This is a genomic window from Niabella ginsenosidivorans, assembly GCF_001654455.1.
Taxonomy (GTDB): Bacteria; Bacteroidota; Bacteroidia; order Chitinophagales; family Chitinophagaceae; genus Niabella; species Niabella ginsenosidivorans.
Genome location: NZ_CP015772.1, coordinates 4,858,826 through 4,884,808, shown reverse-complemented (window position 1 = coordinate 4,884,808; position 25,983 = coordinate 4,858,826). Strand labels below are relative to the sequence as shown.

Annotated in this window: 12 protein-coding genes; 11 read left to right on the top strand and 1 reads right to left on the bottom strand. The window is 47.0% G+C overall.

The window, feature by feature from the left end:
- Positions 1 to 14 precede the first annotated feature (14 nt).
- Both A8C56_RS20630 and A8C56_RS20625 read left to right on the top strand, forming a co-directional pair.
- On the top strand, positions 15 to 2,330 hold the full coding sequence (locus A8C56_RS20630; RefSeq protein ID WP_067760296.1) for a GH92 family glycosyl hydrolase: 2,316 nt from the start codon (positions 15 to 17) through the stop codon (positions 2,328 to 2,330).
- Positions 2,331 to 2,705: 375 nt separating this feature from the next.
- A complete protein-coding gene (locus A8C56_RS20625) occupies positions 2,706 to 3,560 on the top strand; it encodes an ROK family protein (protein WP_067760293.1) in 855 nt (284 codons plus the stop codon).
- A 360-nt stretch (positions 3,561 to 3,920) separates the two neighbouring features.
- Here the strand turns inward: A8C56_RS20625 and A8C56_RS20615 are convergent, their stop codons facing one another.
- Positions 3,921 to 6,851: a discoidin domain-containing protein gene (locus tag A8C56_RS20615; RefSeq protein ID WP_067760289.1), complete on the bottom strand. Its 2,931-nt coding sequence runs from the start codon at positions 6,849 to 6,851 to the stop codon at positions 3,921 to 3,923.
- Between the two features lie 403 nt (positions 6,852 to 7,254).
- Here A8C56_RS20615 and A8C56_RS20610 point away from each other — a divergent pair, with 403 nt between their 5' ends.
- The 9 genes from A8C56_RS20610 to A8C56_RS20570 all read left to right on the top strand — a co-directional run bounded on the left by A8C56_RS20610 (position 7,255) and on the right by A8C56_RS20570 (position 25,521).
- Positions 7,255 to 9,780 carry a glycoside hydrolase family 38 C-terminal domain-containing protein gene (locus A8C56_RS20610; RefSeq protein ID WP_067760287.1) on the top strand — a complete coding sequence of 842 codons (2,526 nt, stop codon included), beginning with the start codon at positions 7,255 to 7,257 and terminating at the stop codon, positions 9,778 to 9,780.
- Positions 9,781 to 9,800: 20 nt separating this feature from the next.
- Positions 9,801 to 12,149 carry an alpha-L-rhamnosidase-related protein gene (locus A8C56_RS20605; protein WP_067762357.1) on the top strand — a complete coding sequence of 783 codons (2,349 nt, stop codon included), beginning with the start codon at positions 9,801 to 9,803 and terminating at the stop codon, positions 12,147 to 12,149.
- A gap of 229 nt (positions 12,150 to 12,378) precedes the next feature.
- Entirely contained in the window at positions 12,379 to 14,160 is a 1,782-nt protein-coding gene (locus tag A8C56_RS20600) for a RagB/SusD family nutrient uptake outer membrane protein (protein WP_067760285.1), read from the top strand.
- Positions 14,161 to 14,216: 56 nt separating this feature from the next.
- Positions 14,217 to 14,657 carry a DUF5004 domain-containing protein gene (locus A8C56_RS20595; protein WP_067760283.1) on the top strand — a complete coding sequence of 147 codons (441 nt, stop codon included), beginning with the start codon at positions 14,217 to 14,219 and terminating at the stop codon, positions 14,655 to 14,657.
- A gap of 25 nt (positions 14,658 to 14,682) precedes the next feature.
- The gene (locus tag A8C56_RS20590; RefSeq protein ID WP_067760281.1) at positions 14,683 to 15,684 is read left to right on the top strand and encodes a DUF4961 domain-containing protein; all 1,002 of its coding nucleotides are present in this window, start codon (positions 14,683 to 14,685) and stop codon (positions 15,682 to 15,684) included.
- A gap of 55 nt (positions 15,685 to 15,739) precedes the next feature.
- Positions 15,740 to 18,823: a SusC/RagA family TonB-linked outer membrane protein gene (locus tag A8C56_RS20585; RefSeq protein ID WP_071609379.1), complete on the top strand. Its 3,084-nt coding sequence runs from the start codon at positions 15,740 to 15,742 to the stop codon at positions 18,821 to 18,823.
- A 26-nt stretch (positions 18,824 to 18,849) separates the two neighbouring features.
- Positions 18,850 to 20,577 carry a RagB/SusD family nutrient uptake outer membrane protein gene (locus A8C56_RS20580; protein WP_218917212.1) on the top strand — a complete coding sequence of 576 codons (1,728 nt, stop codon included), beginning with the start codon at positions 18,850 to 18,852 and terminating at the stop codon, positions 20,575 to 20,577.
- 54 nt (positions 20,578 to 20,631) lie between these two features.
- A complete protein-coding gene (locus A8C56_RS20575) occupies positions 20,632 to 23,676 on the top strand; it encodes a SusC/RagA family TonB-linked outer membrane protein (protein ID WP_067762356.1) in 3,045 nt (1,014 codons plus the stop codon).
- A 108-nt stretch (positions 23,677 to 23,784) separates the two neighbouring features.
- Positions 23,785 to 25,521: an RICIN domain-containing protein gene (locus A8C56_RS20570; protein ID WP_067760275.1), complete on the top strand. Its 1,737-nt coding sequence runs from the start codon at positions 23,785 to 23,787 to the stop codon at positions 25,519 to 25,521.
- The last annotated feature ends 462 nt before the right edge of the window (positions 25,522 to 25,983 follow it).

Genomic DNA, 25,983 nt, shown 5'->3' with positions numbered 1-25,983 from the left:
ATTGATTTGCAGTAATGCCATTTATAAAATACAGCTATTTAACCTTTCTGTTCCTGTTTTCGCACCTGCTTAATGTAAGCGCCCAGCAACCCGCTGAGTATGTGAACCCCTTTATTGGTGCCAGTACCAGCGCCGGCAAAGCCGGTATTTATCATGGTTTGGGAAAAACCTTTCCAGGAGCCACAACTCCTTACGGAATGGTGCAGGTAAGTCCCAACACCATTACCGGTGGAGATAACGGGTCCGGCTACAGCTACGAGCATACCAGTATTGAAGGGTTTGCCTTTACACAAATGAGCGGTATTGGCTGGTATGGCGACCTGGGTAATTTTTTGGTAATGCCATCAACAGGCCCGTTAAAAACAGCAGCAGGAAAAATGAGCGATCCTCCCGGCACCGGGTACCGATCGCGTTATGATAAAACAAGTGAAAAAGCATCCGCAGGCTATTATGCAGTTCAGCTAACGGATCATCAGATCCTGGCAGAGATGACGGCAGCGCCCCATAGCGGCATGCTGCGGTTTACGTTTCCGGCCAACCGGCAATCGCGTATACAAATAGACCTGGCAAGAAGGGTAGGCGGCACTTCCACCCGGCAGTTTGTAAAAATTGTAAATGACAGTACCATTGCCGGCTGGATGCAATGCACGCCTGAAGGCGGCGGCTGGGGCAATGGCGAGGGCAAGGCCAATTATATCGTATACTTCTGTGCGCAGTTCAGCAAGCCGCTAAAGGATTTTGGCGTATGGAGTGCCAATATTCCCGATACGGCCAGCCGCAAACGGGAGGCCATCGAAAGCGATTATTACCAGCAGTGGATTGCTAACGCAACAGTTAAACCCTTCTCTTTTGGAAAGGGGGTAGAGGGTGAGGTTGAAGGAAAACACCTGGGCTTTTATACAGAATTTCAAACAACTGAAAAGGAACAGGTACTGATGAAAGCCGGTATCTCTTTTGTAAGCATGGATGGCGCAAGGCAGAATCTTGAATCCGAAATAAAGGACTGGAGTTTTGAGAACGCACATCAGAAGGCGGTAAAGCTTTGGAATGATGCCTTAAGCGTGGTTTCTATTGAAGGTGCCACCGAAGAACAAAAATTTGTTTTTTATACGGCGTTATACCATACCATGATCGACCCGCGTATTGTAACAGATGTGGATGGTAATTATACCGGTGGCGATGGAAAAATACACAAGGCGGCAACCTTCCGTAAACGCAGCATCTTCAGCGGGTGGGATGTTTTCCGCAGCCAGTTCCCTTTGCAAACCATCATCAACCCTTCCCTGGTAAGCGATATGATCAATTCCCTGGTGACCCTTGCTGATGAAACGGACAGCAGTTACCTGGAACGGTGGGAGCTGCTGAATGCCTATAGCGGCTGTATGCTGGGGAACCCCGCTGTGGTGGTACTGGCGGACGCTTATGCAAAAGGCATCCGGAATTATGATGTTGAAAAAGCATACCGGTACGCGGTAAACACCAATGAAAAATTTGGCAACGGCAGGCTGGGCTATGCCCCGGGCAGTATTGCCAAAACCCTGGAATATGCTTTTGACGATTGGTGCCTGGCACAACTGGCCGATAGCCTGGGTAAGCGGAGCGACGCCAAAAAATATGCATTGCGATCGCTGAATTACAAGAATATCTGGGACACGGCACATCACTGGTTCCGCCCCCGTAATGAAGACGGTTCCTGGCAGCCCTGGCCAAAAGACGGGCGGCTGACAGACTGGTACGGTACTTTTGAAACCAATCCTTACCAGCAGGGCTGGTTTGTTCCGCATGATGTGGAGGGGATGGTGGCCTTAATGGGCGGAAAGAAAAAGGTAATAGCAGATCTTGAGGAGTTTTTTAATAAGACGCCCAAAAACTTTATGTGGAACGGCTACTACAACCACGCTAATGAACCGGTGCACCATGTTCCCTTTTTATTCAACCACCTGGGGGTGCCCTGGCTGACCCAAAAATGGACACGTATTATCTGCGATAGCGCGTACCATAACAAGGTGGAAGGGTTGGTAGGGAATGAAGATGTGGGCCAGATGAGCGCCTGGTATGTGCTGGCATCCATGGGCATTCATCCGGTTTGCCCTGGCAGTACAAGGTATGAGATCACAGGTCTCCTGTTTTCCCGCTCCGATATTCATTTGAAAAATGGCAATACTTTTTCTATCATTGCTAAAAACAATACGGCCAAAAATAGCTATATACAAAAAGCATTGTTAAATGGAAAGCCTTATAACAAATGCTACATCGATTACCGGGATATAACGCGGGGTGGCTGTTTGGAACTGGTAATGGGCAGCGGCCCTAATAAAAATTATAAATAAGAAATGAAACAATTTTACGTTAATGAAATATAAAACGGGCGTAACAGCAAGTGGATTTTCCGGGTAAAAGTGCGAACAAACAGGAGTAAAGTTCTTTAAAACAACAAACAAGGGGATGTTGTGGGATAGGGCAAACATAAAAGGGAAAATTAAGTTTGTTGAAATAACAGATAAATAAAGAGTCGTCATGCTGAGCGAAGTGTAACGCAGCCGAAGCATCTCTGAATAATAGGTGGGGCTTAATAATCGGGAGACTCTTCCGCTTCTTCCGCTTTCAGCGGAATACGGTCAGGGTGACGAATACTATAACACCTGTCATTAACGATGAAATAGTTCGTTCAACAAATAACAGGAATTATACTTGTAATAAAAATTATGGAGGATAAATTTGGTTTGGGAGTGGATATAGGCGGATCGCATATTACCACCGCCATCGTAAACCTGAACAGGCATCGGATTTTGGAGCATACCCGTTTCCGGGAATCGGTAAATTCAAAAGGTACGGCAAATGCCATCACGGAAGACTGGCTGAAAGCCATCCGGAAGTCTTTATCGCTGGCGCCTGTTGCGGTAACCCGCATCGGCATTGCCATGCCGGGCCCCTTTGATTATGAAAATGGCGTAAGCCTTATTAAGGGCAACGACAAATATGAGTCCTTATACGGCATCAATATTAAGCAGGTATTGTCGGATCATTTATCCGTACCGTTAAGCCGGATCTGCTTTTCCAATGATGCCGGTTGTTTTTTAAAGGGAGAGCTTTTTTCCAACCCGGATGATAATTGCCGGCGGGCAATAGGAATCACATTGGGTACGGGCCTGGGTACCGCCCGGTTTAAAAATGAGTATGCAGAAGATGCCAACCTGTGGTGCAGGCCCTTTCTGGATAGTATTGCAGAAGAATATATTTCTACCCGGTGGTTCTTAAACCGGTTTTACCAGCTTACAGGAAAAAAGACCACGGGGGTTAAAAGCCTGGCAGCGCTGTATGATACGGATGCTTCCGTACCGGTTATTTTTAATGAGTTTGCTGAAAACCTGGGCCGGTTTCTTTCCGAATTTATTAAGGAAGAAGACCCGGAAGTGATTGTGCTGGGTGGCAATATAGCCCGGGCCAGCCGTTTTTTTCTAACAAATCTTGAAGCCCGGCTGCAAAAAGAAAACTTAAGCGTCCCCATCAGGATTGCAAGCCTGGGAGAGGATGCCCCTGTTTTAGGAGCGGTGATATGATGGTTGGGCTATGTAGCTTGTACGTATAAGCTACCTGCATATAGCCCCATCGGGACTTAATATGTGTAGATGCATAAACAGCCGGTTATAACAAGCCGCATAGCGGCGGCCTATTTACCACCTGAAAAATGGATGCGGCATTAAGCACCTGCGTTTTTGTGGAGGACAAGAACGACCTGCGGTATTTTATATAATTGTGGAGTAGACCTGACCTTTTGATTTGTTGCCCGGAGTGGCATGCCTCCCAATCCCGGCTGCCATTTTTGGAAAATAAAAAAACTCACCGGTTTTTTGCACAGCAAACCTATAAGGTCCTTACCTGGTGTAGAATAGGCCATATAGGTTTTGCATAGCGCCTTCTTACAGATTATACGGTTCCGTAACCACTTTATAACCTCCTCCGTTCAGCAGGCGGGTTTCAAACTCAATCGTGATCTCCCTGGATTCGCCCGGCAGCAGCGTAAAATAATTATCGTTCATAATTGCAGGCAGCAGCCTTTCACCATCGCTGGTGCGGTAGGCCTGTACCTTGGTAGCAAAGGCAATGCTCCTGCCTGTATTTTTTACTGTTACGATTATTAAAGACCTTCCATCTCTATTTTTAATGGATGACGTTGTTTTTACTACTGCAGGGGGGAGTGTATTGAGCTGCGTATAGTCGTTAGATCTGGAGCTTCGCCAGTAAAAATTATCAGATACCAGCTTTCCCTTTTCGTCTTTTAACAGTAAGCGGATAAAATGCGTGGTGGAGATCTCCCGGCTTTTTTTACTGTTGCTGTATACTTCAAAATCATATAAGGAATAACCCCATTGGGTAGCCCGTTGCAGGCCCTTCATCCGGATGTAGCGGGCTGTTACCGGGGCGATCTTTACCAGCTCCCGGCCGCCTTTCCCGTTGTTTTGCGCGTAAACATCTTTCCAGCCGGCCGCATCATCCGATACCTGCAGCCGGTATTGCGTTGCATAAGCGTCTTCCCAGTTTAGCACTACCTCATCAAAATTGGTCGGCCGTTCAAGATCCAGGTAGATCCATTGATCATCTGTATAATCGCTCGCCCACCGGCTGCCGCTGTTGCCATCGGCCACGGCACCGGCTTCCTCCGCATCTTTGGTAGTGGAAGATGCATAGGCTTTTTTCTGGTAGGCCAGGTTGTTGGTATTAAAATTCAGCCGGAAACAGTCGGTAACCGCATTGGCTTTAACGTTCACTTTGCTTTCCATACAATAAGGGTCAAACCGTTTTCCGTTAATATCATAAACAATGGCTTCCGCAGTCATATTACTGAATGCTTTTAACGTGGTGTTGCTCACTTTTACGCTGTTATCTGCATAGCTCCATTGTATATGCACCGGCTCGCAGGCTTTCTTAGCGCCCCAGTAGGCCCCGTTGAGGTCGTAATAATAATCATAGGTCTGCCATACAAAAGAGGGGTAGGCAGACTGGCTCATCCAGGTCATTACACCGGAAGCATCGTTCCACATATGATGCTGCCACCCTTCAAACAACGCCTTATTGGTTTCTATATTCAGCAATTGCGCTTTCCTGCACCAGTCTTCAATGCCTGTTGCCGCGCCATAATTATTGTTGATGGCATTTTCATAGCGATCCGGACCCGCATTGGCAGCCTGTGGGCCAAAATAATGCAGGTCCCACATTTTATTGCGCGGCCACCAGTTTTCTTTGGGCATAAATTTTTTAAAGCTTTCAAAGGTGGTAAATACGGCCGTGCCTATTTCTGTACGCAGGCCCCAGCCCACATCCCCGCCAAAGCCGCCGGGGTATTTTGTAAAGTACCAACTGGGTTTAAAATTGGCCCAGGGCCCGCTGCCGGTAAGCCCATCGCTATGGGAGTTGGAATGGTACTTCCGGTCTCCGGCGTCAAAGGTTTTTACATCTTCCCGCAGCCAGCTATCCAAGGGGGGCAAGGGATAGCTTTCGTTATCTCCGCACCATAGTGCAATACAGGGATGGTTGCGGAGCCGTTTGATTTTTTCCACTGTATTTTCATTAAAGTTAAAGACGTCATTAGGCAGGTTTGGGTGACTGTTGAGCCAGAAATCATCCCACACCATAATGCCGCATTTATCGCAGGCCTCATAAAACTCCTCATCCGTAATGCTGCCGATCCAGTTCCGGATCATGTTAAAGTTCATTTCTTTATGAAGCCTTACTTTCAAATCGTATTCTGCCCCACGACAGCGAAGCAGGTACTCACTCATGCCCCAGTTGCCGCCCTTTATAAAAATCCGTTCACCGTTAATATTAATGTGCAAAACCCCGCCCAGTGTATCATAGGTGTATTTTTTAATACCGAATTGCAGGGTCCTGGTATCGGATATGTTAATCTCTTTCCCTGTTTTAAAAGAAAGGGTAAGGTGGTATAAATTCGGGTCGCCATAGCCATTGGGCCACCACAACAGCGGCTGCTGTATATGCAGTTCCTTATAAAAGGCCGTATCAAATGCAAGCTGGGCGCTTTTTCCCGGAGCGATCTTGACGGATTGGGATACGGTGATATTTCCCGGTTGGATGGTGGCAATAGCAATTCCTTCCTGCTGCTGTTCGCTGTTATTTTTCAGATCAAAGCGCAGGCGGAGGTAAGCGTCCTTCCTGTCTTCGGACACATCTGTACGTATCCAGGGATCTTCTATGAGCACATCGCCTGAGGTGGTTAAATACACATCATCCGTAATGCCCTGTAAAAGCCCGGGAACGGAGGGCATCCAGTCCCAGCTATCACTGCTCATATAAGCTGGCATGGCATAATTGGGCACCGGCCGGCCCGGCCACTCCACCAGAACGGCCAGTATGTTTTTCTTACCCGGCCTGTAAAGGCGGGTTATATCATATTTACCGCGCTGCATAAAGCCATTCAGCCGGCCCAGTAAGGTACCATTCAAATAAACGGTTCCGCGCCGGTTGATCCCTTCAAAGTTCAGCCACAGCCTGCCGTTTGTTTTTTGCGGCACTGTAAAAGTGGTCCTGTACCAGAAATTGCGATCGTACTTCTTTTTATCTACCCGGTAAATATTATCGCCCCGGTTGGGATCCTTTTCAATACCTGCGGCAACATAAGAACTAAATACTGCTCCCGGCACCAGCGCTTTTACCCAATTGGCTGTTGGATAGGAGTCGTTAAACAGCTGCATACTGTCACTGCCAATGGCTGATTGGGGCGTCAGCTTCCAGTCTGCAAGATGGCCGTCACTGTTTAAAGAAATTTTTTGCTGCGCCGCAGCGTGCAGACCGGTAATAAAAAGGAATAAAAAAATACAAATAGCTTTGAGCATATACTGTATCTGTTTAATAGAGTAAAAAAATCAGTTTTGCGGTAATTAGTAAGCGTATAGTTGGTACTGTTGAAAAGTACGATTGCTACTTCATAAAACGCGCCTGTGTTTAAGTCACTTCCGGCTTCTTTTACTGCTATTTTGCGTGTAATAAATTTTGGATATAAAACATTGTTATCATTTCTTATCAGTTAGTTATTGATGAGCATAATAGCTAACAGAACGTTGGAGTGTGCGACACCTGCTACCGGAACGGCAGGTAACCAGGCTTTATAGGAGCACTACAGCCGGGAGCCTGATAAAAAACACCCGGTGAATGCGCGCCTGTAATAAATAAAGAGCAGTAATAGCGGAAACCAATAACTTGCGTGACATTGATTAGGTGGCATGCCTTTTAATCGAAATGAAACTATTGATACCCCGTTTGATTCCTGTTCTGTTGTTTGTACTGTTCTATAACCGCATTCCGGCACAAAACACGTATTTTATTGATGGGTATCATGGCGGCATATATGGGCACTATCCAAAAAATTTTACGGCATTCATTGTAAAAAACCTGGAAGCGCATCCCGACTGGAACATTAACCTGGAAATTGAGCCTGAAACATGGGACAGCGTTCAGGTGCGGGAGCCGGAAGCCTATCAACAACTTCAATCTTATTTTGAGCAGCAGCACCCGAAAAATAACCGGATCGAATTTGTAAATCCTGCTTACGGGCAAAGCTATCTCTTTAATATTTCCGGGGAAAGCATCATCCGGCAGTTTGAATACGGCATCAAAAAAATAAAGCAACATTTCCCTGCGGCAACCTTTGTTACCTATTCTTCAGAAGAGCCCTGCTTTACCAGCGCGCTGCCCGGTATTTTAAAATCTTTTGGCTTTAAATATGCTTCTTTAAAAAATCCCAATACCTGCTGGGGCGGCTATACCAGGGCTTTTGGGGGCGAAGTGCTTAACTGGGTGGGGCCGGATGGTGCTGCACTTTCAACTGTTCCCCGGTATGCTTCTGAAGGGCTGGCTAATTTTTCTACCTGGCAAACAGACGCGTGGACCAACTCGCATCAATATTATGCCGCGGCTTTAAAGCAGGGAATCAACAACCCTGTAGGCATGTGCTTGCAGGATGCCGGCTGGAGCAACGGCCCCTGGCTCAATCACAGGCAAGGCAGCACCCGCTACACTACCTGGAACTATTATTTTGACAGCATTGCCTCCCGCCCCAGCCTGAACTGGAAGTTATCGCAGGAAGATATACAGGTGAGCCTGGTGTGGGGCTCACAAAAATTACAGCAGATAGCGCAGATGGTACGACATACAGAAAACCGGCTGGTACAGGCCGAAAAGCTCAGCGCGATGGCGGGCCTGTATGGAAATTATAAACGGCCCGGTGCCTTACTGGATGAAGCCTGGCGCAACCTGTTGCTGGCGCAGCACCACGACTGCTGGATTGTGCCCCTGGCCTGGTATGGACATGTGCAACGATGGATCCAGAAAAGCAGTCAGCTGACGGATAGTGTGCTGTTACAGGCAGAAGCAGCGCTGATCAATAGAACTGCTGCAAACAGCATTACTGTTATCAACACTTCCGGTATCAGCCGCAAAGAAGTGGTTCGCATTGCAGTACCGGCTGCCCGGTATTCTAAAAACATCGTGCTCAAAACTGAAGACGGACAGTCAATAATACCACAGCTCCAGCCGGGCACCACGGCTGATGCTATCGAATTGTTATTTATGGCATCCGTTCCGGCAACAAGCGCCAGAACCTACCGCCTGGAAGAAAGCCCGGCTTTGCTGACTGACAAACAATCACCGGCCACGCCCGGTTATTCCGTAGAAACCGACCTTTACAGACTCACACTGGATTCCATAACAGGCACCATCCGCAGCCTGGTTACAAAAAAGGATAACAAAGAATGGATCGACGCAAAAGCCGGCCGGAAGTTTAATGAAATAAAAGGGCAGTTTTATGAGCAGCAGCTGTTCCTGTCTTCCTGCGATGCAAAGAACACCATAACCATTTCTGAAAACGGGCCGGTACACAAAAAAATAAAAGTCACCGGCAAATTGGGGCTACATGATTTTGTTCAGTACATCAGCTTATTCAACGGGCAGCCGGCTATTGATTTTGAAACCATCATCTACTGGGCAAAAAATGAAGGCATCGGCGACAGCCATGCCCAGCAAGAAGGATATGATAGTAAAGATGTATATAAAGCCTTTTATGTAGATACCTCTAAATTGTCTGTTTCCTTTCCTGCTAACATCGGCCGCGTAAGGGTTTTTAAAGATGCGCCTTTTGATGTAACGGAGAGCCGTTTAAGTAATACCTTTTTTAACCGGTGGGACAGCATTAAAAACAATATTATTTACCGGTGGGCAGACCTGACAGATGGAAAAAACGGGATCGCTCTTTTTTCAGATCATACGACCAGCTATTCCTATGGCAATGGGTTTCCGTTATCCTTAACCATAGCTTATAGCGGTAAAGGATTATGGGGCGGGAGTTACCAGCTGCACGATTCCACCCGCGTGCAGTATTCCATTGTGCCACATGCCGGCAACTGGCAGACAGGCGCTCTTAATAAAGAAGCATTGTATAAAGCCGAGCCATTGATGGTAGTACAAGGTGCGCAAAAGAACAAAATAAACGGTATATTGGATGTTTCGGGAACCGGGTACGAAATCACTTCGTATAACCTGCATCCCAATAAGCTGGTGGTACGCTTTTATAATGCACAGGGAAAACAGGATGCTGCAAAAATACAACTGCGGGTTCCCGTAGAAAAAGCCCGCTGGATCCAATTAAACGGGGCAGATGCAGGCAAGGCAATCATCAGGAACAATACAATCATAAAAACAATACCCCCGTTTGGAGTAAACACGTTAGAACTTTCCATAAAAAAAACAGGAGATCGCTTAACAAAATGATTTCAATAAAACCGCATAATATGAAATATCTGCTTACCATAACCGCTTATTTACTTGTATTTGTAATACAGGTGTATAGCCAATCGACAGCCACACCTGAAACTAACAGGCGCTGGAATGCGCAATGGATCAGTACCGCCAACCTGCCGCATAATGGCGAAGAGTACGGTGTCTATTATTTTCGTAAAACGGTTACTCTTCCGGAAAAACCGGCGTCTTTTCCTATCCATATATCCGCAGATAACTGCTATAAGTTATATGTCAACAATACCCTGGTTTCCATAGGCCCGGCGCGGGGCAGCCTTTATAACTGGAATTATGAAACAGCAGATATAGCGCAATACCTTACAGCCGGCAAAAACACTATTGCAGCCATGATATGGAACGAAGCCAATTTCCGGCCGGAATACCAGCAGTCCTTACGGGCGGCCTTTATTGTGCAGGGCGCTACCGGAGCAACGGAAATCCTGAATACCAATGCTACCTGGAAGAGTATACAGGATAAGGCTTTTGCTCCTGCATGGGCCCCGTTTGTTGCGGTCAACGGCCAGTTTGTAAACATGAACGAAACCATAACCGGGTGGAATGCACCGGGTTTTGATGACAGCAAGTGGGCACCTGCTACCCAGTTATTCGGAGGGCAACCCAAAGGGCTGACGGATGGTTTTGGGTATATGCTGGTGCCTTCCCCCATCCCGGCCCGGGAACTGACCTACCAGCCCATCAATGTGGTACGGCAAGTGTCCGGCATGCAGCCCCCTTCTGCAACCGGCAAACTATTTCCGTTAACCATACCCGCCCATACAAACGTTACCATTTTACTGGACCAGACCTATGAAACCAATGCTTATCCCACTATTGTATTCAGCGGCGGTAAGGAGGCCGGGCTTTCTTTGGGCTATGCAGAAGCGCTTTATAACAGTGCGGGCAAAGGCAACCGTAATGAAGTAAAAGGCCGGGAGTTTAAAGGGCTCAGGGACACGCTGGTTTCCAGCGGAAAAAACGGCCAGGCTTTTACCCCTTTCCATTTCCGCACGTTCCGGTACCTGCGTTTGATTGTGCAAACCAAAGAAACGCCGTTAACCATCGACAGCCTGTATGGCACTTTTACTGCATATCCTTTTAAACAGGCGGCCATATTTAATACAGATAATGCGGAGATCAAGCAGATCCTGGACATTGGCTGGCGTACCGCAAGGCTCAATGCTTTTGAAACCTATACGGATTGTCCTTATTATGAGCAGCTGCAATATATTGGCGATACCCGCATACAGGCAATGATCTCTTATTATTACAGCGGGGACGACCGGCTGGCGCGCAATGCGCTGAACCTGATGAACGATTCGCGCCTGCCCGAAGGGGTTACGCTCAGCCGTTACCCCACCCGTTCTACGCAGGTCATCTCCACCTTTTCCTTATGGTACATTGGTATGCTGTATGATTACTGGATGTACCGGAACGATCCTGATTTTTTAAAGGATAAGCTAATGGGAGCACGGGCCATCCTTGATTTTTTTGGTAAATACCAGCAGCCGGACGGCTCTTTACACAACACGCCTTACTGGACCTTTGTGGACTGGGCCAATGGCAAAAACTGGATGATGGGCGCACCGCCCAACGGGGCTGACGGAAGCTCGGCCATCTTCGACCTCCAGTTATTATGGGCTTATCAGTGGGCCGAAGCATTGGAGCGCCATATTGGTTCCGCAGCCTTTGCTGACCAGTACCAGCAAAAGGCAGCGCAACTAAAACAAACCATTCAATCAAAATACTGGGATGCGGCAAAGGGCCTGTATGCCGATACCAAAGAAAAAACCAGTTTTTCCCAGCACGCCAATGCGCTGGCATTGCTCACCGGTCTGGTCAATAAGGATGGGATGCAGGCGTTTGGCAAACGGCTGCTTGCGGACAATACCCTTACACAATGCACTATTTATTTTAAGTATTACCTGCACCAGGCACTGGTAAAAGCGGGCCTGGGAAATGATTATATGAATTGGTTGGATACCTGGCGCGATAATATAAAAATGGGCCTTACCACCTGGGCGGAGGAGCCTGATCTGCATAAAACACGCTCTGATTGTCATGCCTGGGGAAGCAGTCCCAACATAGAATTTTTCAGAACCGTACTGGGAATAGATAGCGATGCACCGGGTTTTGGGAAGATAAAGGTGGAACCCCACCTGGGTAACCTTACAAAAGCCAGTGGGGAAATGCCCCACCCCAACGGCAAGGTGGTGGTATCCTATACATTCAAAAACAAAAAATGGGACATCCGCATTACCCTCCCGCAAAACACATCAGGCGTTTTGGTTTGGAAAGAAAAAACGTATGCGCTAAAAGCAGGTGAAAGTAGGTTTACAATTTAACAAAGGGCCTGCACAAAACCTAAGACCGGGAAAGGTGCCCGTCAGAGGGCAGGAAAGCCCGGGCTTATAACTGGATATCTGCTCCACAAGCCTTTTGCCCTCTTAGAGCGTAGGCTTTTTACACTAGTTCCTTCCCTTTTTGCAAAAAATAAAACAAAATAGCTGCAGTATGGAGGTAGGGGTATTTTTAGGGTACTTACTATAAGAAAAGATAAACGATTCTTTATATATGAAAAGGTATGACCATGCAAAACTGTTAATAAAGCCAGGGTTTGTGGCTATAGTACTCCTGTTGGTTACAGGTTGCTCAAAGAACAAATTCCTGGAAGAGACCACCACCACCAACCTTAATGAGCAGACGGTTTTCAGCGATAGTGCCTATGCAATGAATTTCTTGAATAATATTTATTCAAACATCGGTTTTAGTTTTAGCCCGGTACGGTTTGCCAATGGTGGACTGGATGCTGCTTCTTCAGAGGCAGATGTACCCAAAGCGGGCGTAGCGGCCACTTCAACCGGCTTTGCAACGGGATCAATTACTCCGGCTACCGTATCAGATGATGCCTGGAAAACCGGGTATGCGCAGATAAGGGCCGTGAATCAATACTTAAAACATGCAGCTACGCTACCTTTTGCAAAAAACCTTATCAACCGCACAACAGGCGAAGCCCGGTTTTTGCGTGCGTGGTATTATTTTACATTATTAAAGCATTATGGCGGTGTACCACTGGTGGGCGATACGATTTTTACGGATAAAGACAATATTACCGCCAGCAGAAATAGTTTTGAAGAATGTGTAAATTATATCATTTCGGAATGCGATGCCGCTGCAAGTGTATTACCCGTGAGGCAACAGGGCATTGACTATGGCAGGGCTGGAGCGGGCGCATGCCTCGCTTTAAAAGCCCGCGTGCTGCTGTATGCTGCCAGCCCCTTGTTTAACGGGGACAATGCATTTAATACAGGTGTAAGTGATCCGTTGCGGTCGGTAATCGGCTATAAAACGGCCGATCCGAACCGGTGGAAACTGGCTGCTGATGCGGCTAGAACGGTTTTATCTCTGGGTACTTATGAACTGTATAATTCCACCACTCAGGTATCCGGCGTTACCGTGCAGCCCTTCCAGAGCGTCTTTTCACAACGGGCAAACAACGAGTACATTTTTGCCCGGATGAATGCAGGTACGAAAGACTTTGAAACTTGGTGGATGCCGCCCAGCCGGGGTGGCGACGGATCGGGTGCCTATCCCTACCAGGAGCTGGTAGATGCCTTCCCGATGAAGAACGGCAAACCGATCAACAGTAGCGGTTCCGGGTATAATCCCAACCGGCCCTATGATAACCGTGACCCAAGACTAACATATACAATTATGCACGATTCCTCGCTGATCGTTTTGTACACCGACTATATTCAGCCAATTATGAACGTTGCCCTGAACCTGTACGAAGGCGCTGGCGCCGATGCTATATTTAAGCGGACAACAACCGGCTATTATGTAAACAAAATGCTGAAGCCGGACATTGCAGGAAATTGCATTCATGGTACGGATCGTGGATGGCCATTGATCCGGTTTGCTGAAATGTACCTGGATTTTGCAGAAGCTGAAAATGAATTTGCAGGTCCCACACAGGAGGTGTACGATGCGCTTATTGCACTGCGGAAAAGAGCCGGTATTGACGCAGGGGATGATAACCTGTATGGGCTAACGGCGGGCATGACCAAAGATGAAATGAGGGAAGTGATCCACAATGAGCGAAGAATAGAGCTGGCGTTTGAAGAGCACTGGTTCTGGGATGTACGCAGATGGCTGATTGCCGGCGACACCGAAAACAAACAGATGCATGGAATGAAGGTGACCCGGAGTGGCGGTGTTCCCGCGGTTTTCGAAATAGTGAATGTTCGCAAACGGAATTTCAGGAACGCCATGTATCTATTCCCCATTCCCCAGTCTGAAGTGGCCAAATCGACTTATTTATTACAGAACCCTTACTGGAGTACAACAGGGCAATAAAACAGATACCGCTCCGCCAAGATTGATCCATTCAATAACATAATAATTATCCTGCTATGAAGCCTGTTAAAATATTTTTTTTAATTGTGGGATTCACCCTGTTTTCGGTGGGTATCAATTCCTGTAAAAAAGAGCAGACAAAGATTCACCCGGAAGCCAGTAAAAATATTGTTGGAACCTGGAAGATTGCCAGCGTAATAAGAAACGGGGTAGACATAACTCCCTACTTCGATTTTGCCCCTTTCTCTATTGAGTTTAAAGAAGACGGCAGCTACATAGTCAACAACCAGGCACCCTTTGTGATCTCAAAAAACGGTACATGGTCCTTAGATGATCCTACACATCCGTTGCATATTTCTTTTAGGCAGGAAGGCGCTTCACAAACCTTTACCAATGAGTTCGACTACCCGGTTGTGGAAGGCGCCCGGCGCATTGTGCTAAGGGGTGCCCCCGGATGTACTTCCAACACCTACCAGTATTCACTGGTAGCACAATAAATCATTCATTTTTTCAAACAGGTATATGAGAACAAATCCTTTTATAAAGAAAAATTTTCGAAAACTGCTGATCGCTTTTGTGCTGCTGGCTCTGGTGGTGGCCTGTAGTACGGATATTACAGGTGTGGACCAGCCGGAAACGATAAATGCCGGGGAGAGTTTAACTGCTGTTGTAAAAGTGCATCTGGATGTTGCAGGAACCAACCTGGGTAAAACCCTGGTAGTAGGATTCCTGGTGCCCAAATCCTGGAATGCTTCTAAAAACACATCGGTCTATTATACCTGTACGGCACTAAGTGCTGAAAATGAAAAAATGAGCCTGATGCCCGCTTCAGAAAAAGAAACGCATACACAGATATCCTGGCCCGAGGCATTAATGCAGGATAAACGATATGCATTAATGGGCAACCTGATCAGCGATATGGAATGGGTGGTCTTTCGTTCCACAAAAACCTACGACGTCAATAACAGCGTTGACTATACTGTAAAAATTGTTACAAAAACCGGGGAACAAAACATGCTGGTGAACCTGGGCTATTTTGTAGGAAATACCTATAACGGTCTGGAAGCCCCGGGCAGCGACAAGTACCACGATGGTAAATCCGCACGTCTGAGCGTTATCAATGGCACAGGAGACCTGATCGATTTTATAAATCCACAGTTGGCCATGATGGAGCTTTCAAAAGCTACCGACAACGATATTCAAACCATCTATTACGATGGCGACCTGATTACAACTCCCTTAAGCCCGGAAACAAAAATATACCTCTGTGCAAAGGGATACACCAATGACGGGCAGGTGATTGAGCAATGTGCAGTGAGTGACAAAACAGCTTTTAAGCCGGCACCGGGGATCAACAGGTTCCGGTTCGATTTCTGGCCGCGCTCGTTCTTCGGGTTAAAAGAAGATCAGTCTTTGACCAAGATGGAATATTTTTTAATGGATGCCACGGGAACAAAAAAAGTGGGTTATGGAGGCAGTACCCTGCCATCTGATCCGTTCAAATTTACGTTCAATTGCCAGTGATCGTTTAACAGGCTCGTATTGATCTAACATGCTCACAATAAACAGAAATAATTTTATGCCGCGGTTAAATTCTTGTCTAAAGAGAACGGTTGTTGTTGCAATAGCTATGCTGCTCTACAATAGAAGCGTTGCTCAAACAGATCATTTGGTAAAAGGGAAAGTAGCCGATGAATATGGCCACCCGGTTCAAAACATCAGGGTCCGGGAAAAAGGAACGGATAATTATGTTGTAAGTGATGAAGAAGGGCGGTTTGAAATAAAAACTGCGGCTGCGGCTTCATTAATTTTTTCCGGAGCCAACACGGAAGTACTGTATTACAAGCCAAAACCAGGCGAAAATGATATTACTGTTCAGATGAGGAACAGCTATTTAACGCAGGCGGACAGTATTGATGTGTTATATGAAACCAAAAAAGCGGATTTATCCCTGGCGTCTGTTGCTACGGTGTATACCCCCCAGATAGCTACCACACCGGCCACTCTTTATCCCTACGCGCTTACCGGAAGGCTACCTGGCCTTTACACGGAGCAGTTAAGCGGGTTCCGGTCTTTTGCGGGAACGGCAGATGCCAATTCGGTCAGTGACCTGGCGGGCACCCTGGCAAGAACAGGGTTGGCGCCCTTTAGCGATAATAATGAAATATCATTAAAACTAAGAGGACAAAACCCGGTAGTAGTGGTAGATGGTATCCAGCGGAATATTTTCTCCCTGGACCCGGAAAGCATTGAAAGCGTTTCGGTTTTAAAAGATGGATTGTCCTCCATAGCCTTAGGCCAGCGGAGCTCGGGCGGCGTATTGTTGGTGACCACCAAAAAACCACAGCTGGGGCCGCCACAACTGTCTTTTACGGCGGAGGTGGGTACACAGGAGCCCTTAAAGCTGCCGCAGCCGGTGAGCGCTTTTGATTATGCCTACCTGGTAAATGAAGCACTGGCCAATGAGGGCAGGAAAACCCTGTACAGCGTGGCCGACCTGGAAGGGTTTAAAAACGGCAACGACCCGTATCGTTATCCCAACGTGAACTGGTATGATGAAGTGCTGAAAAAAAGTGCGCCCATGTACCGGTATAACCTGAACCTGGGTGGTGGCGGCCAGGTGGCCAGGTACATGGTCTCCTTAAGCTATATGAATCAGGAGGGATTATTAAATACACAGAACTCGGATGCAAAATTGCAGCTGCAACGCTACCTGATCAATTCAAAAGTAGACATTGACGTAACAAAATATTTTAAAATAGGTGTGCAGCTGTTTGGCCGCATACAGGACGGCAGCCAGCCGGGAGCAACTGTTAATACCATATTGGGAAACCTTTTAACAACTCCCAACAGTGCATACCCCATCTATAACCCCAATGGTTCTTTTGGTGGCAATAACTCTTTTCAGACAAACCTGAAAGCCTCATTAGACAACTCAGGCTATATGATGAACAATGACCGGGATATTATGGCCAATGTGGACATGAAATACAGTTTTGACAAGTGGGTAAAAGGATTATGGGCAAAGGTGAAAGGAAATCTTTCTGTACAATCTGCCACGTTAACAGACCGGAGTATGCAGGTACCGGTATATTTGATGCAGCTGGATGCAGATGGCGGAGATACTACATATGCCCGCTACGGCAGCGCAAATGCACAGGCCAATAATTTCTATGCTATTTCCAATGCACGGTACTGGTATGCTCAGGGGGAATTAGGGTATACAAAGGAATTCCCGGCCGGCCACTCCTTCACCGGCTACCTGATGGCAGATACCCGCCGCTCCACGCTCAATTTTGACCTGCCCGGTACCGCTACCAATTATATGGCCAAGGCCGAATACAATTACCTGCAAAAGTACCTGCTGGAAGCGGCGGTTAATTACAGTGGTTACGACCGGTACCCGCCCGGCAAGCAATACGGACTGTTTTATGCGGCCGGGGCAGGCTGGAATATTGCCAGAGAAAAGTTTATCAAAGACCACATCAGCTGGATCAACCTGCTGAAGCTGAGAACTACCTATGCCCACACCGGCAACGGGATCGATAATTCCGGTTATTTTATATGGCGCCAGACCTATGCGCAAAGCAATGACCAAACGGGCATTGCGGGCATCGATCATATACGGGCGCAGATTGCTGTTATTGAAAACGGGCTGGCCAATACCAACATCAGCTGGGAGCAGGGCAATAAATGGAACACAGGGCTTGATATTGCTTTGTTCAACAATCACCTTTCCTTAAATGCAGATTATTACAGGGATGTTTATTACGACCTGCTGCAGGTAAGGGGTAAAAACATCGCCATACTGGGCACCCCGTACCCGCAGGAAAATATTGGAAGGAACCTTTATACAGGCGGGGAATTATCCGTTTCTTATCAGAATCATATCGGCTCGTTCAACTATTTCGTAACTGCAAACGGCTCACTGGAAAAAACCAAAGTGCTTTATATGGATGAACAGCGGCGCGATTATCCCTGGAACGTGCGGACCGGTTTGCCCGTTGGTCAGCGGTTTGGCTATATAGCAGAAGGACTCTTCCAGACAGAAGCAGAAGTGCAGTCCGGCGCGCTGATACCCGGCTACGACATTCAGCCGGGAGATATAAAATACAAAGACCTGAATGGGGATGGCGTGATTGATCAGTTTGATATGACCTCCATAGGCAGCACCAAACCCATGATCTATTACGGGCTTACAACCGGCTTTAATTATAAAGGTATCGGGTTCAGCATACTGTTACAGGGCGTAAAAAACAGGAATTTATATATTGATAGCTGGGATACGGAGATCTTAAGAGCCAACGGGCAGTTGTACGGCCAAATATACCAGTGGCTGCTTAACCGGTGGACGCCTGAAACAGCCGGAACTGCTACCTATCCGCGCCTGAAAGCAAACGGGAGTTTGGGTGACGCCTACACGCTAAGCAGCAGTACGTTCTGGATGCATTCCGGCGATTACTGGCGGATTAAGAATATCAACCTGCAATATACATTTCCCTTTAAATGGACTTCCCGGTTTAAGGTGTCCGGTGTTACTGCTTTTGTGAACGCGCAGAACTTATTTACCTGGTCGGCTTACGACCGGGTGGACCCCGAAGTGCCGTATGGTGTTTATCCCATACAGCGGGTGTATAATATGGGCATTAATGTAAAATTTTAGATCAGGGTACTTTTAAAATGAAAGGTATGATACGGAATATTTCCAGGATATTGATCGGCGGTATGGTTATACTGTGCTCCTGTGCCAAGAATATTGAAAAGATCCCATTGGAGCTCAATACCATTGATTACATTTTTGATAAAGACGATTCGTTGGGCGTTAATGCGGAGCGCTATTTAAGCGGTATTTATTTTACTGTGCCCAGGGGGTTTAACCGGGTAGGCACAGACCTGCTGGATGCAGCCACAGATGATGCCGTTTCCTCCGAAACGGGGAGTGTGGATGTTTACAAGCTGGCCACAGGCGGCTATACGGCTGCCACGTTTCCATCCGGTGAAAATGTATGGGCCACCTGTTATGCGGGGATCCGGAAGGCCAATATTTTTATCAATAATATAGACATAGTGCCGCTGAAAAAGATGGTAGAACCGGGCTTCCCAAAAAAACATGCCTATAAGGCCGAGGCACGGTTTGTAAGGGCACTTTTATATTTTGAGCTTTTAAAAAGATACGGGGGCATACCGCTGGTAGGCGATAAAGTAGGAACGCTGGGAGATGATATGCAGTTGCCCAGGAACACCTTTAAAGAATGTGTTGATTATATAGTTGGTGAATGTGATCATATAAAAGACAGTTTGCGCACCATGGCACAGACCCGGGCTGTGGGAGAATACCAGTCTGTTACAAAAGGCGCCTGTCTGGCATTAAAATCCCGCGTATTATTATACGCCGCCAGCCCGCTGTTTAATGGTGGGAACATTGAATCCGGAAACGAGCTGACCGGGTATACCAATTTTGATGGAAACCGCTGGAAACTGGCGGCAGATGCGGCAAAAGAGCTGATCGACCGGAAGGAATACGACCTGGTGCCAGAATTATTTTCAGATATTTTTATTACCGTAGATGGTGCAGAAGGAAAAACGAACAGGGAGATCATCTTTGTAAGGGAAGACGGCAAAGGTACGGGTATTGAGGTAATCAACGGACCGGTGGGCTACTCACCCGGTACTGCCAATGGACGAACAAGCCCTACCCAGGAGCTGGTAGATGCGTTCCCGATGAAAAACGGGATGGATATCAATGCCGAAGGCTCCGGTTATGATGTCAGCGATCCCTATACCAACAGGGACCCGAGGCTGGGAATGAGCATCTTTTACAATGGCCACCCATGGCTGAATACCAGCCTGGAAACCTTTGAAGGTGGCAGAAGCCATCCGGGCACACTAAATATGGAAACAAAAACCAGCTATTATATGAGAAAATTTATGGGGGCTTTTGAAGCCACCAACACCTTTTCAGATGTCTATCATGATTTCATTCTTTTCAGGTATGCAGAAGTGCTGTTGAATTTTGCCGAGGCACAGAATGAATTTTCCGGCCCGGATGCGGATGTATACGCTGCTTTAACAGCCATAAGAAAACGGGCAGGTATTGATGCCGGAGCTGATAACCGCTATGGCCTGAAAACAGGCATGACGAAGGAGGAAATGCGGCAGGTGATCCGGAATGAGCGAAGGATTGAACTGGCTTTTGAAGAGCACCGGTTCTGGGATATAAGGCGGTGGAAGGTTGCAGAAACTGTGGTAAATAAGCCGTTGCACGGGATGTCTATTATAAAAAGTTCGTCAGGAAGGCTGACCTATACCTTGTCTGAGGTGTTAACACCTGTGTTCAGCACCCGGCAATATTTATACCCCATTCCGTACGATGAAGTGGTTAAAAATTCAAATATGCGTCAAAACCCGGGATGGTAAGTTATGGCAATATTGATGAAAATAAAATTGAACAAACTGGTTAATTGCTTTTTTATGCAGCGTATCTATCTACTCATGTTCTGCCTGCTTTTGGGAACAACGGTATTCGGTCAGGAAAGAAAAATATCCGGTATTGTCAAGGACAATATGGGTCCCTTGCGCGGGGTTTCTGTTACCATAAAGGGAACCACCCGGGGAACGACCACTAATGAGAACGGGCAGTTTACGATTGCTGCAGCTGCCGGCAGTGAGCTGGTTTTTACCCTGGTGGGTTATTTAACGTTTGAGATAAAGCCGGAAGAGGATAAGCCGCTTGAAATTACAATGCAGACCAAGCCCCAGGGTATGGATGAGATCGTGGTGGTGGGGTACGGAACCAAAAAACGGGTAACGAATACCGGTGCTACAAGTGCCATAACCGGAGAAGCGATCAGAACCGTTCCTACTGCAAATGTTCAGAATACCCTTGCAGGAAGGTTGCCGGGCTTTTTCTCCCAGCAGCGCTCCGGTCAGCCGGGTAAGGATGCCTCCGATTTTTTTATCAGGGGGGTAAGCTCGTTAAATCCGGACGGCAATAAGCCGTTGATTATTGTGGATGATATTGAATATACCTATGAGCAGCTGGCGCAGATCAATGTAAATGAAATAGAGAATATCACCATTTTAAAAGATGCCTCTACCACTGCGGTATATGGCATCAAAGGTGCCAATGGCGTTTTAATTGTTACCACCAGAAGAGGGGTAATGGGGCGGCCAAAAATAAATGCGCGGATCGAAGGTGGCACACAAAGCCCGGTAACAAAGCTGAAGTTTCTGGATTCCTATCATACCGCGATACTCGAAAATGAGGCCTATACCAATGACGGGCTCAATCCTCCGTTCTCCCAATCGGACCTGGAACATTTCAGAACAGGAGACGATCCCTATGGCCATCCTAATGTAAACTGGTATAATGCTATTTTTAAGCCCTATTCCTTACAAACAAATGCCAATGTAGATGTTTCCGGTGGTAATAACATTGTTAAATATTTTGTGTCCGGTGGCGCGTTCCTGCAAAACGGTGCGCTGAAAGATTTTTCAGACCCCCGCAATGAGGTCGATAACAATTATAACTTCCGCCGCTATAATTTCAGGAGCAATCTGGATATCCGTGCCTCCAAAAGCCTGTCTGTCCGTTTAGATGTGACCACCCGGTTTGGAGACATCAACCAGCCCCATGCCCAGAACATTGTTTCGGAGATCTACAATTTCCAGAAAATACGGCCTTACTCCGCCCCGTTTCTGAATCCCAACGGCAGCTATGCCTATGACCGGTACAACCCCGGTAACCTGGCTACGCTGAATGCGCGCCTGGCCAACAGCGGCTACCAGCGGGATAAGCGGAGCGATCTGAACGTGCTTTTCGGGGTGGTTGAAAAACTGGATATGATTACAAAGGGATTATCTTTTACCGGGCGGGTGGCCTATGCCAGCACGGAGCTGACCTCACGGCAGCTGTTCAGGGGTGGTTTGTTTGACGGCTATTCTCCCCCGTCTTATTATTATAACCCGGCCGATGGCAGCTACACCCTTGATCCGAGAGGACAATACCAGCTTGCAAATTATACCCTGGTAGGCGTAACCAATGATTACAATAAGAACATCAACCTGCAGGGATTTTTAAATTATGACCGTACGTTTAAAGCGCATCATATTACCTCTCTCTTGCTGTTCAACCGGCAAAGCTATACCGATCAGAAAAATGCAGCGGTTCCCAATAAATTCCAGGGCTATAGCTTTAAGATCGGCTATGATTATTCGCAGAAATACCTGCTGGACTTTAATTTGGGCTACAACGGGTCGGACCGGTTTCAATCAAGCGAACGGTACGGGCTGTTCCCGGCCATTGGCCTGGGATGGAACATCAATAAAGAAAGCTTCTTCAAAGCGGAAGCGATTAATTTATTAAAACTCAGGGCCTCTTATGGGATGGTGGGCTCGGATGTCGTAATAGGCAACAGGTATCTTTATAACCAGCAGTATAACAACGGCAGCAACGGCTATCCCTTCGGAGAAAGCAGCGCTGTCACTTATCCTACTATATATGAAGGAGATCTTGGTAATAGCAATGTAACCTGGGAGAAGGCCCGGAAGCTGGACATCGGAGTGGATCTGAACATGTTCAATGACAAAATTTCCATGACGGTTGATTACTTCAGGGATATACGGTATGATCAGCTGATCACACGCGGATCCATCTCCCAGATACTGGGTGTGGGCACTGCCCGGTTTAATATGGGCCGGGTACTCAATTCCGGTTTTGATGGCCAGTTATCGTACCGCAATAATATCGGCGATTTTCAATACAATATAACCGGTGTGTTTTCTTATGCAAAAAACAAGATCCTGTTCCAGGATGAAGCAACACCCGCATTCCCCTGGTTGTTGCGCACCGGGCATCCGATCGGCCAGCCTTTTGGGTATACTTTTGAGGGATTTTATAAAAACCAGGCAGATATTGATAACAGCGCAAAGCCGCTCACCCCCGTTCAGCCGGGCGACCTGAAGTATAAAGACCTGAATGGTGATGGCGTCATTGATGAGAATGATATGGGGCCTATAGGTAAACCGAATTTACCCAATACCACAGCCGGCCTTACATTAGGTTGCAGTTACAAAGGATTCAGCTTAAGTATCCTGTTCCAGGGGTCCTTTAATTATAGTTTTTATGTTACCGGCACAGGTATAGAGCCCTTCCAAAGCCAGTTTCAACCTGTTCATGAATTGAGGTGGACGCCCGACAACGCAGACAATGCGAAGTTCCCGAGGTTAACTACTAACTCGGCTTCCATCAACAGTCCTGCCGCCTATCCATCAACCTTCTGGCTCATCGATGCGCGCTATATCCGTTTAAAAACGGTGGATATCGGCTATCAGTTACCCCTCCGGATGCTTCCCTTTAAGATCAATAATGCAAGGGTGTATGCAAGTGCCTATAATTTGTTCACATCTACCAACTACAGCCTGTACCAGCAGGATCCTGAGGTAACAAGCAATACTGCCGGGGATGCTTATATGAACCAGCGCGTAGTAAATGTGGGAGTACAGATCGGTTTTTAGATGTTATCATAATGAAGACACCCGCATTGCTTGTATGCAGAACGATTAAAATAGGTGAAACCCGAAAAACCTGATAAGAGTAGGGATAAGCTAAAATTAAATTAAGTTATGAAAACGAACCTGATTGCAGGCGCAGCTGCTTTGGCTGCTGCTGCCGTGCTGCTTACTGGCTGTAGCTCCAGGCAAATGGATCTGCCTGCCAAAATGGACAAAGCAACAGCATCAGGCAAATCCACGCTTTCCACACTTTCTGTAGGACCTCCAGGCGCTTATGGTTGCTTCTCCATCATAAATGTAGCATCAGGCAAGGTACTGGAGGTTAGGGGGGATGATAACCTTATGACCGCGCAGGCCAACCCTAAAAACGTGCAGCAATACACTAATTTTGATTTTGGCACGGGTACCTCCCAAAATCAAAAATGGTATCTCATACAACAGGGTACCGGCCCCATAACGGGTTCTACGCCTTTTAAAATAATGAATGTGGCCAACGGCCTTTATCTAGAAGCGCCCGATGGCAATGGAGGAACGCAACTGTTTACCGACCATGCCAATTCTTTCCCTTCGCAAATATGGTATCTGCATCAGGTAGGCACCTCCAATAATTATTATATTCAAAATAATAATGGCATGGTGCTTATGAATTACGGCTCTACAACAGATGGCACGGCTATTACGCAGGCGCCGCTGGTTAATAATACCTGGCAGTACTGGAATTTCAGCGCCATTACTGCCGAAGCTTACCGGGACGACCAGGTAGTACAGTTCTTCAGGCGCTCAAACGGATCCATTGCATTCGATCAGGGCAGCAGCATCCCGCTTACGTATGGTGCAAACAATGGCAAAGTACTATGGATTGGAGAAGATACCTATACTTCCAATATCAGTGACTGGGATCCGGCAACAAAAACATTTCCATGCAATGGAGGCCAGCCGTGGCTTTTTGATATACGCAATTCGGCCCTTTTGCAGCCTTCAATTACCAATTGGGACCCTTCACAAACATCCAATATTATCACGCATAATTCAGCTTATGCATACGAGATCCTGGCTAGTCCAAATCCAAATGATCACGGTGGTACCTATACCTGGCCGGGCGTAGGAGTCGAAATAAACAACCATGTGTACATGTATGCTCACGAAGGTGGTGGCTCGTACAATCAAACCGTTATCTACGATTTCACAGAAAACACTTCAGGCCTTGACTGGGGAACCGCCGTACGGCATACCGTGAGCGGCCTTTCAAACCAAACAGACATTAGTTACCCGTTAGGCTTTGTGAAACCGGGCGATGGCTATGTATATGCATACGGAAACCTCACCGATGCCTTTGGGGGCAAATATCTGCATGTAGCGCGCTTTGCAGCTGGAACGCCCTTCACCTGGCAGTTTTGGGATGGTACAAACTGGACGGCGACACCATCAACTGCTTCAGCGGCCCAGTTGGGATTGGATGGCAACACTACCAAGGGGCTAAAATCGAACAGTAGCGTTGCTTATGTTAACGGCAGGTATGTGCTTGTTGAGATGGACTTTGGTTACGGATGCCCGGGCGGCAGCGATCCGCATAATATCTATGTGTCCACCTCCGGCAGTCCAACAGGGCCGTTCACCTCCCGCAAAAAAATATATGCTATACAGGATAAGATAAATGGTGTGCTGGCGAATCATTATGTTGTCAATGCGCACCCCGTTTTCAATAACGGGCGTAATGAACTGCTGGTTACCTACTGCCTTAATTTTACCGGCTGCGATGGCGTGTCGCGTTGCACCAATAACCGTACAGATCCGTACTATTATCAGCTAAAAGCTATACGCATACCGTATACTACAGCAGGCATTTAAATTTGTTGCAGCCGTGGCGGGTTTTGATTATACCCTCACGGCTTTATTGTTCAAAATTGTTATCGTGGCAATTTGCTGAATCAGCCTCCTTTGAATTTTGAATAAGTGAAACAAACTCCTTAAAGTCATTTATAAATTAAGATAATAAAAGATTTTATGGACTGTACATAGGTTATAAATTAGTACTTCCTTTACCGCGTGCCGTACTATCTCAAAAAATATAGATACACTATAAAGGTATAGGGCCCTTCCTGTAAAAATCTGCGGTACTATCTGCTACTTCCGGCAAGAACATAGGCCACATCAAAAAAAACTGTCTGCAATAGACTACCGTCCTGGTTATCTTAAACAATCTCAAAATTTTAGATGCGTTGACCCTGAACAGGAACGGTAGGGTATCATTAATAAAATAGGTATCTTGTAACGCCGGAAAATAAACCGCCGGTTACAGGAACGAAATCA

What these genes read in the sequence shown, in the direction of transcription:
- A8C56_RS20610 (WP_067760287.1), top strand. Translation starts at nt 7,255, where the DNA reads ATGAAACTATTGATACCCCGTTTGATTCCTGTTCTGTTGTTTGTACTG.
- A8C56_RS20570 (WP_067760275.1), top strand. Translation starts at nt 23,785, where the DNA reads ATGAAAACGAACCTGATTGCAGGCGCAGCTGCTTTGGCTGCTGCTGCC.
- A8C56_RS20575 (WP_067762356.1), top strand. Translation starts at nt 20,632, where the DNA reads ATGCAGCGTATCTATCTACTCATGTTCTGCCTGCTTTTGGGAACAACG.
- A8C56_RS20605 (WP_067762357.1), top strand. Translation starts at nt 9,801, where the DNA reads ATGAAATATCTGCTTACCATAACCGCTTATTTACTTGTATTTGTAATA.
- A8C56_RS20590 (WP_067760281.1), top strand. Translation starts at nt 14,683, where the DNA reads ATGAGAACAAATCCTTTTATAAAGAAAAATTTTCGAAAACTGCTGATC.
- A8C56_RS20585 (WP_071609379.1), top strand. Translation starts at nt 15,740, where the DNA reads ATGCCGCGGTTAAATTCTTGTCTAAAGAGAACGGTTGTTGTTGCAATA.
- A8C56_RS20630 (WP_067760296.1), top strand. Translation starts at nt 15, where the DNA reads ATGCCATTTATAAAATACAGCTATTTAACCTTTCTGTTCCTGTTTTCG.
- A8C56_RS20625 (WP_067760293.1), top strand. Translation starts at nt 2,706, where the DNA reads ATGGAGGATAAATTTGGTTTGGGAGTGGATATAGGCGGATCGCATATT.
- A8C56_RS20600 (WP_067760285.1), top strand. Translation starts at nt 12,379, where the DNA reads ATGAAAAGGTATGACCATGCAAAACTGTTAATAAAGCCAGGGTTTGTG.
- A8C56_RS20580 (WP_218917212.1), top strand. Translation starts at nt 18,850, where the DNA reads ATGATACGGAATATTTCCAGGATATTGATCGGCGGTATGGTTATACTG.
- A8C56_RS20615 (WP_067760289.1), bottom strand. Translation starts at nt 6,851, where the DNA reads ATGCTCAAAGCTATTTGTATTTTTTTATTCCTTTTTATTACCGGTCTG.
- A8C56_RS20595 (WP_067760283.1), top strand. Translation starts at nt 14,217, where the DNA reads ATGAAGCCTGTTAAAATATTTTTTTTAATTGTGGGATTCACCCTGTTT.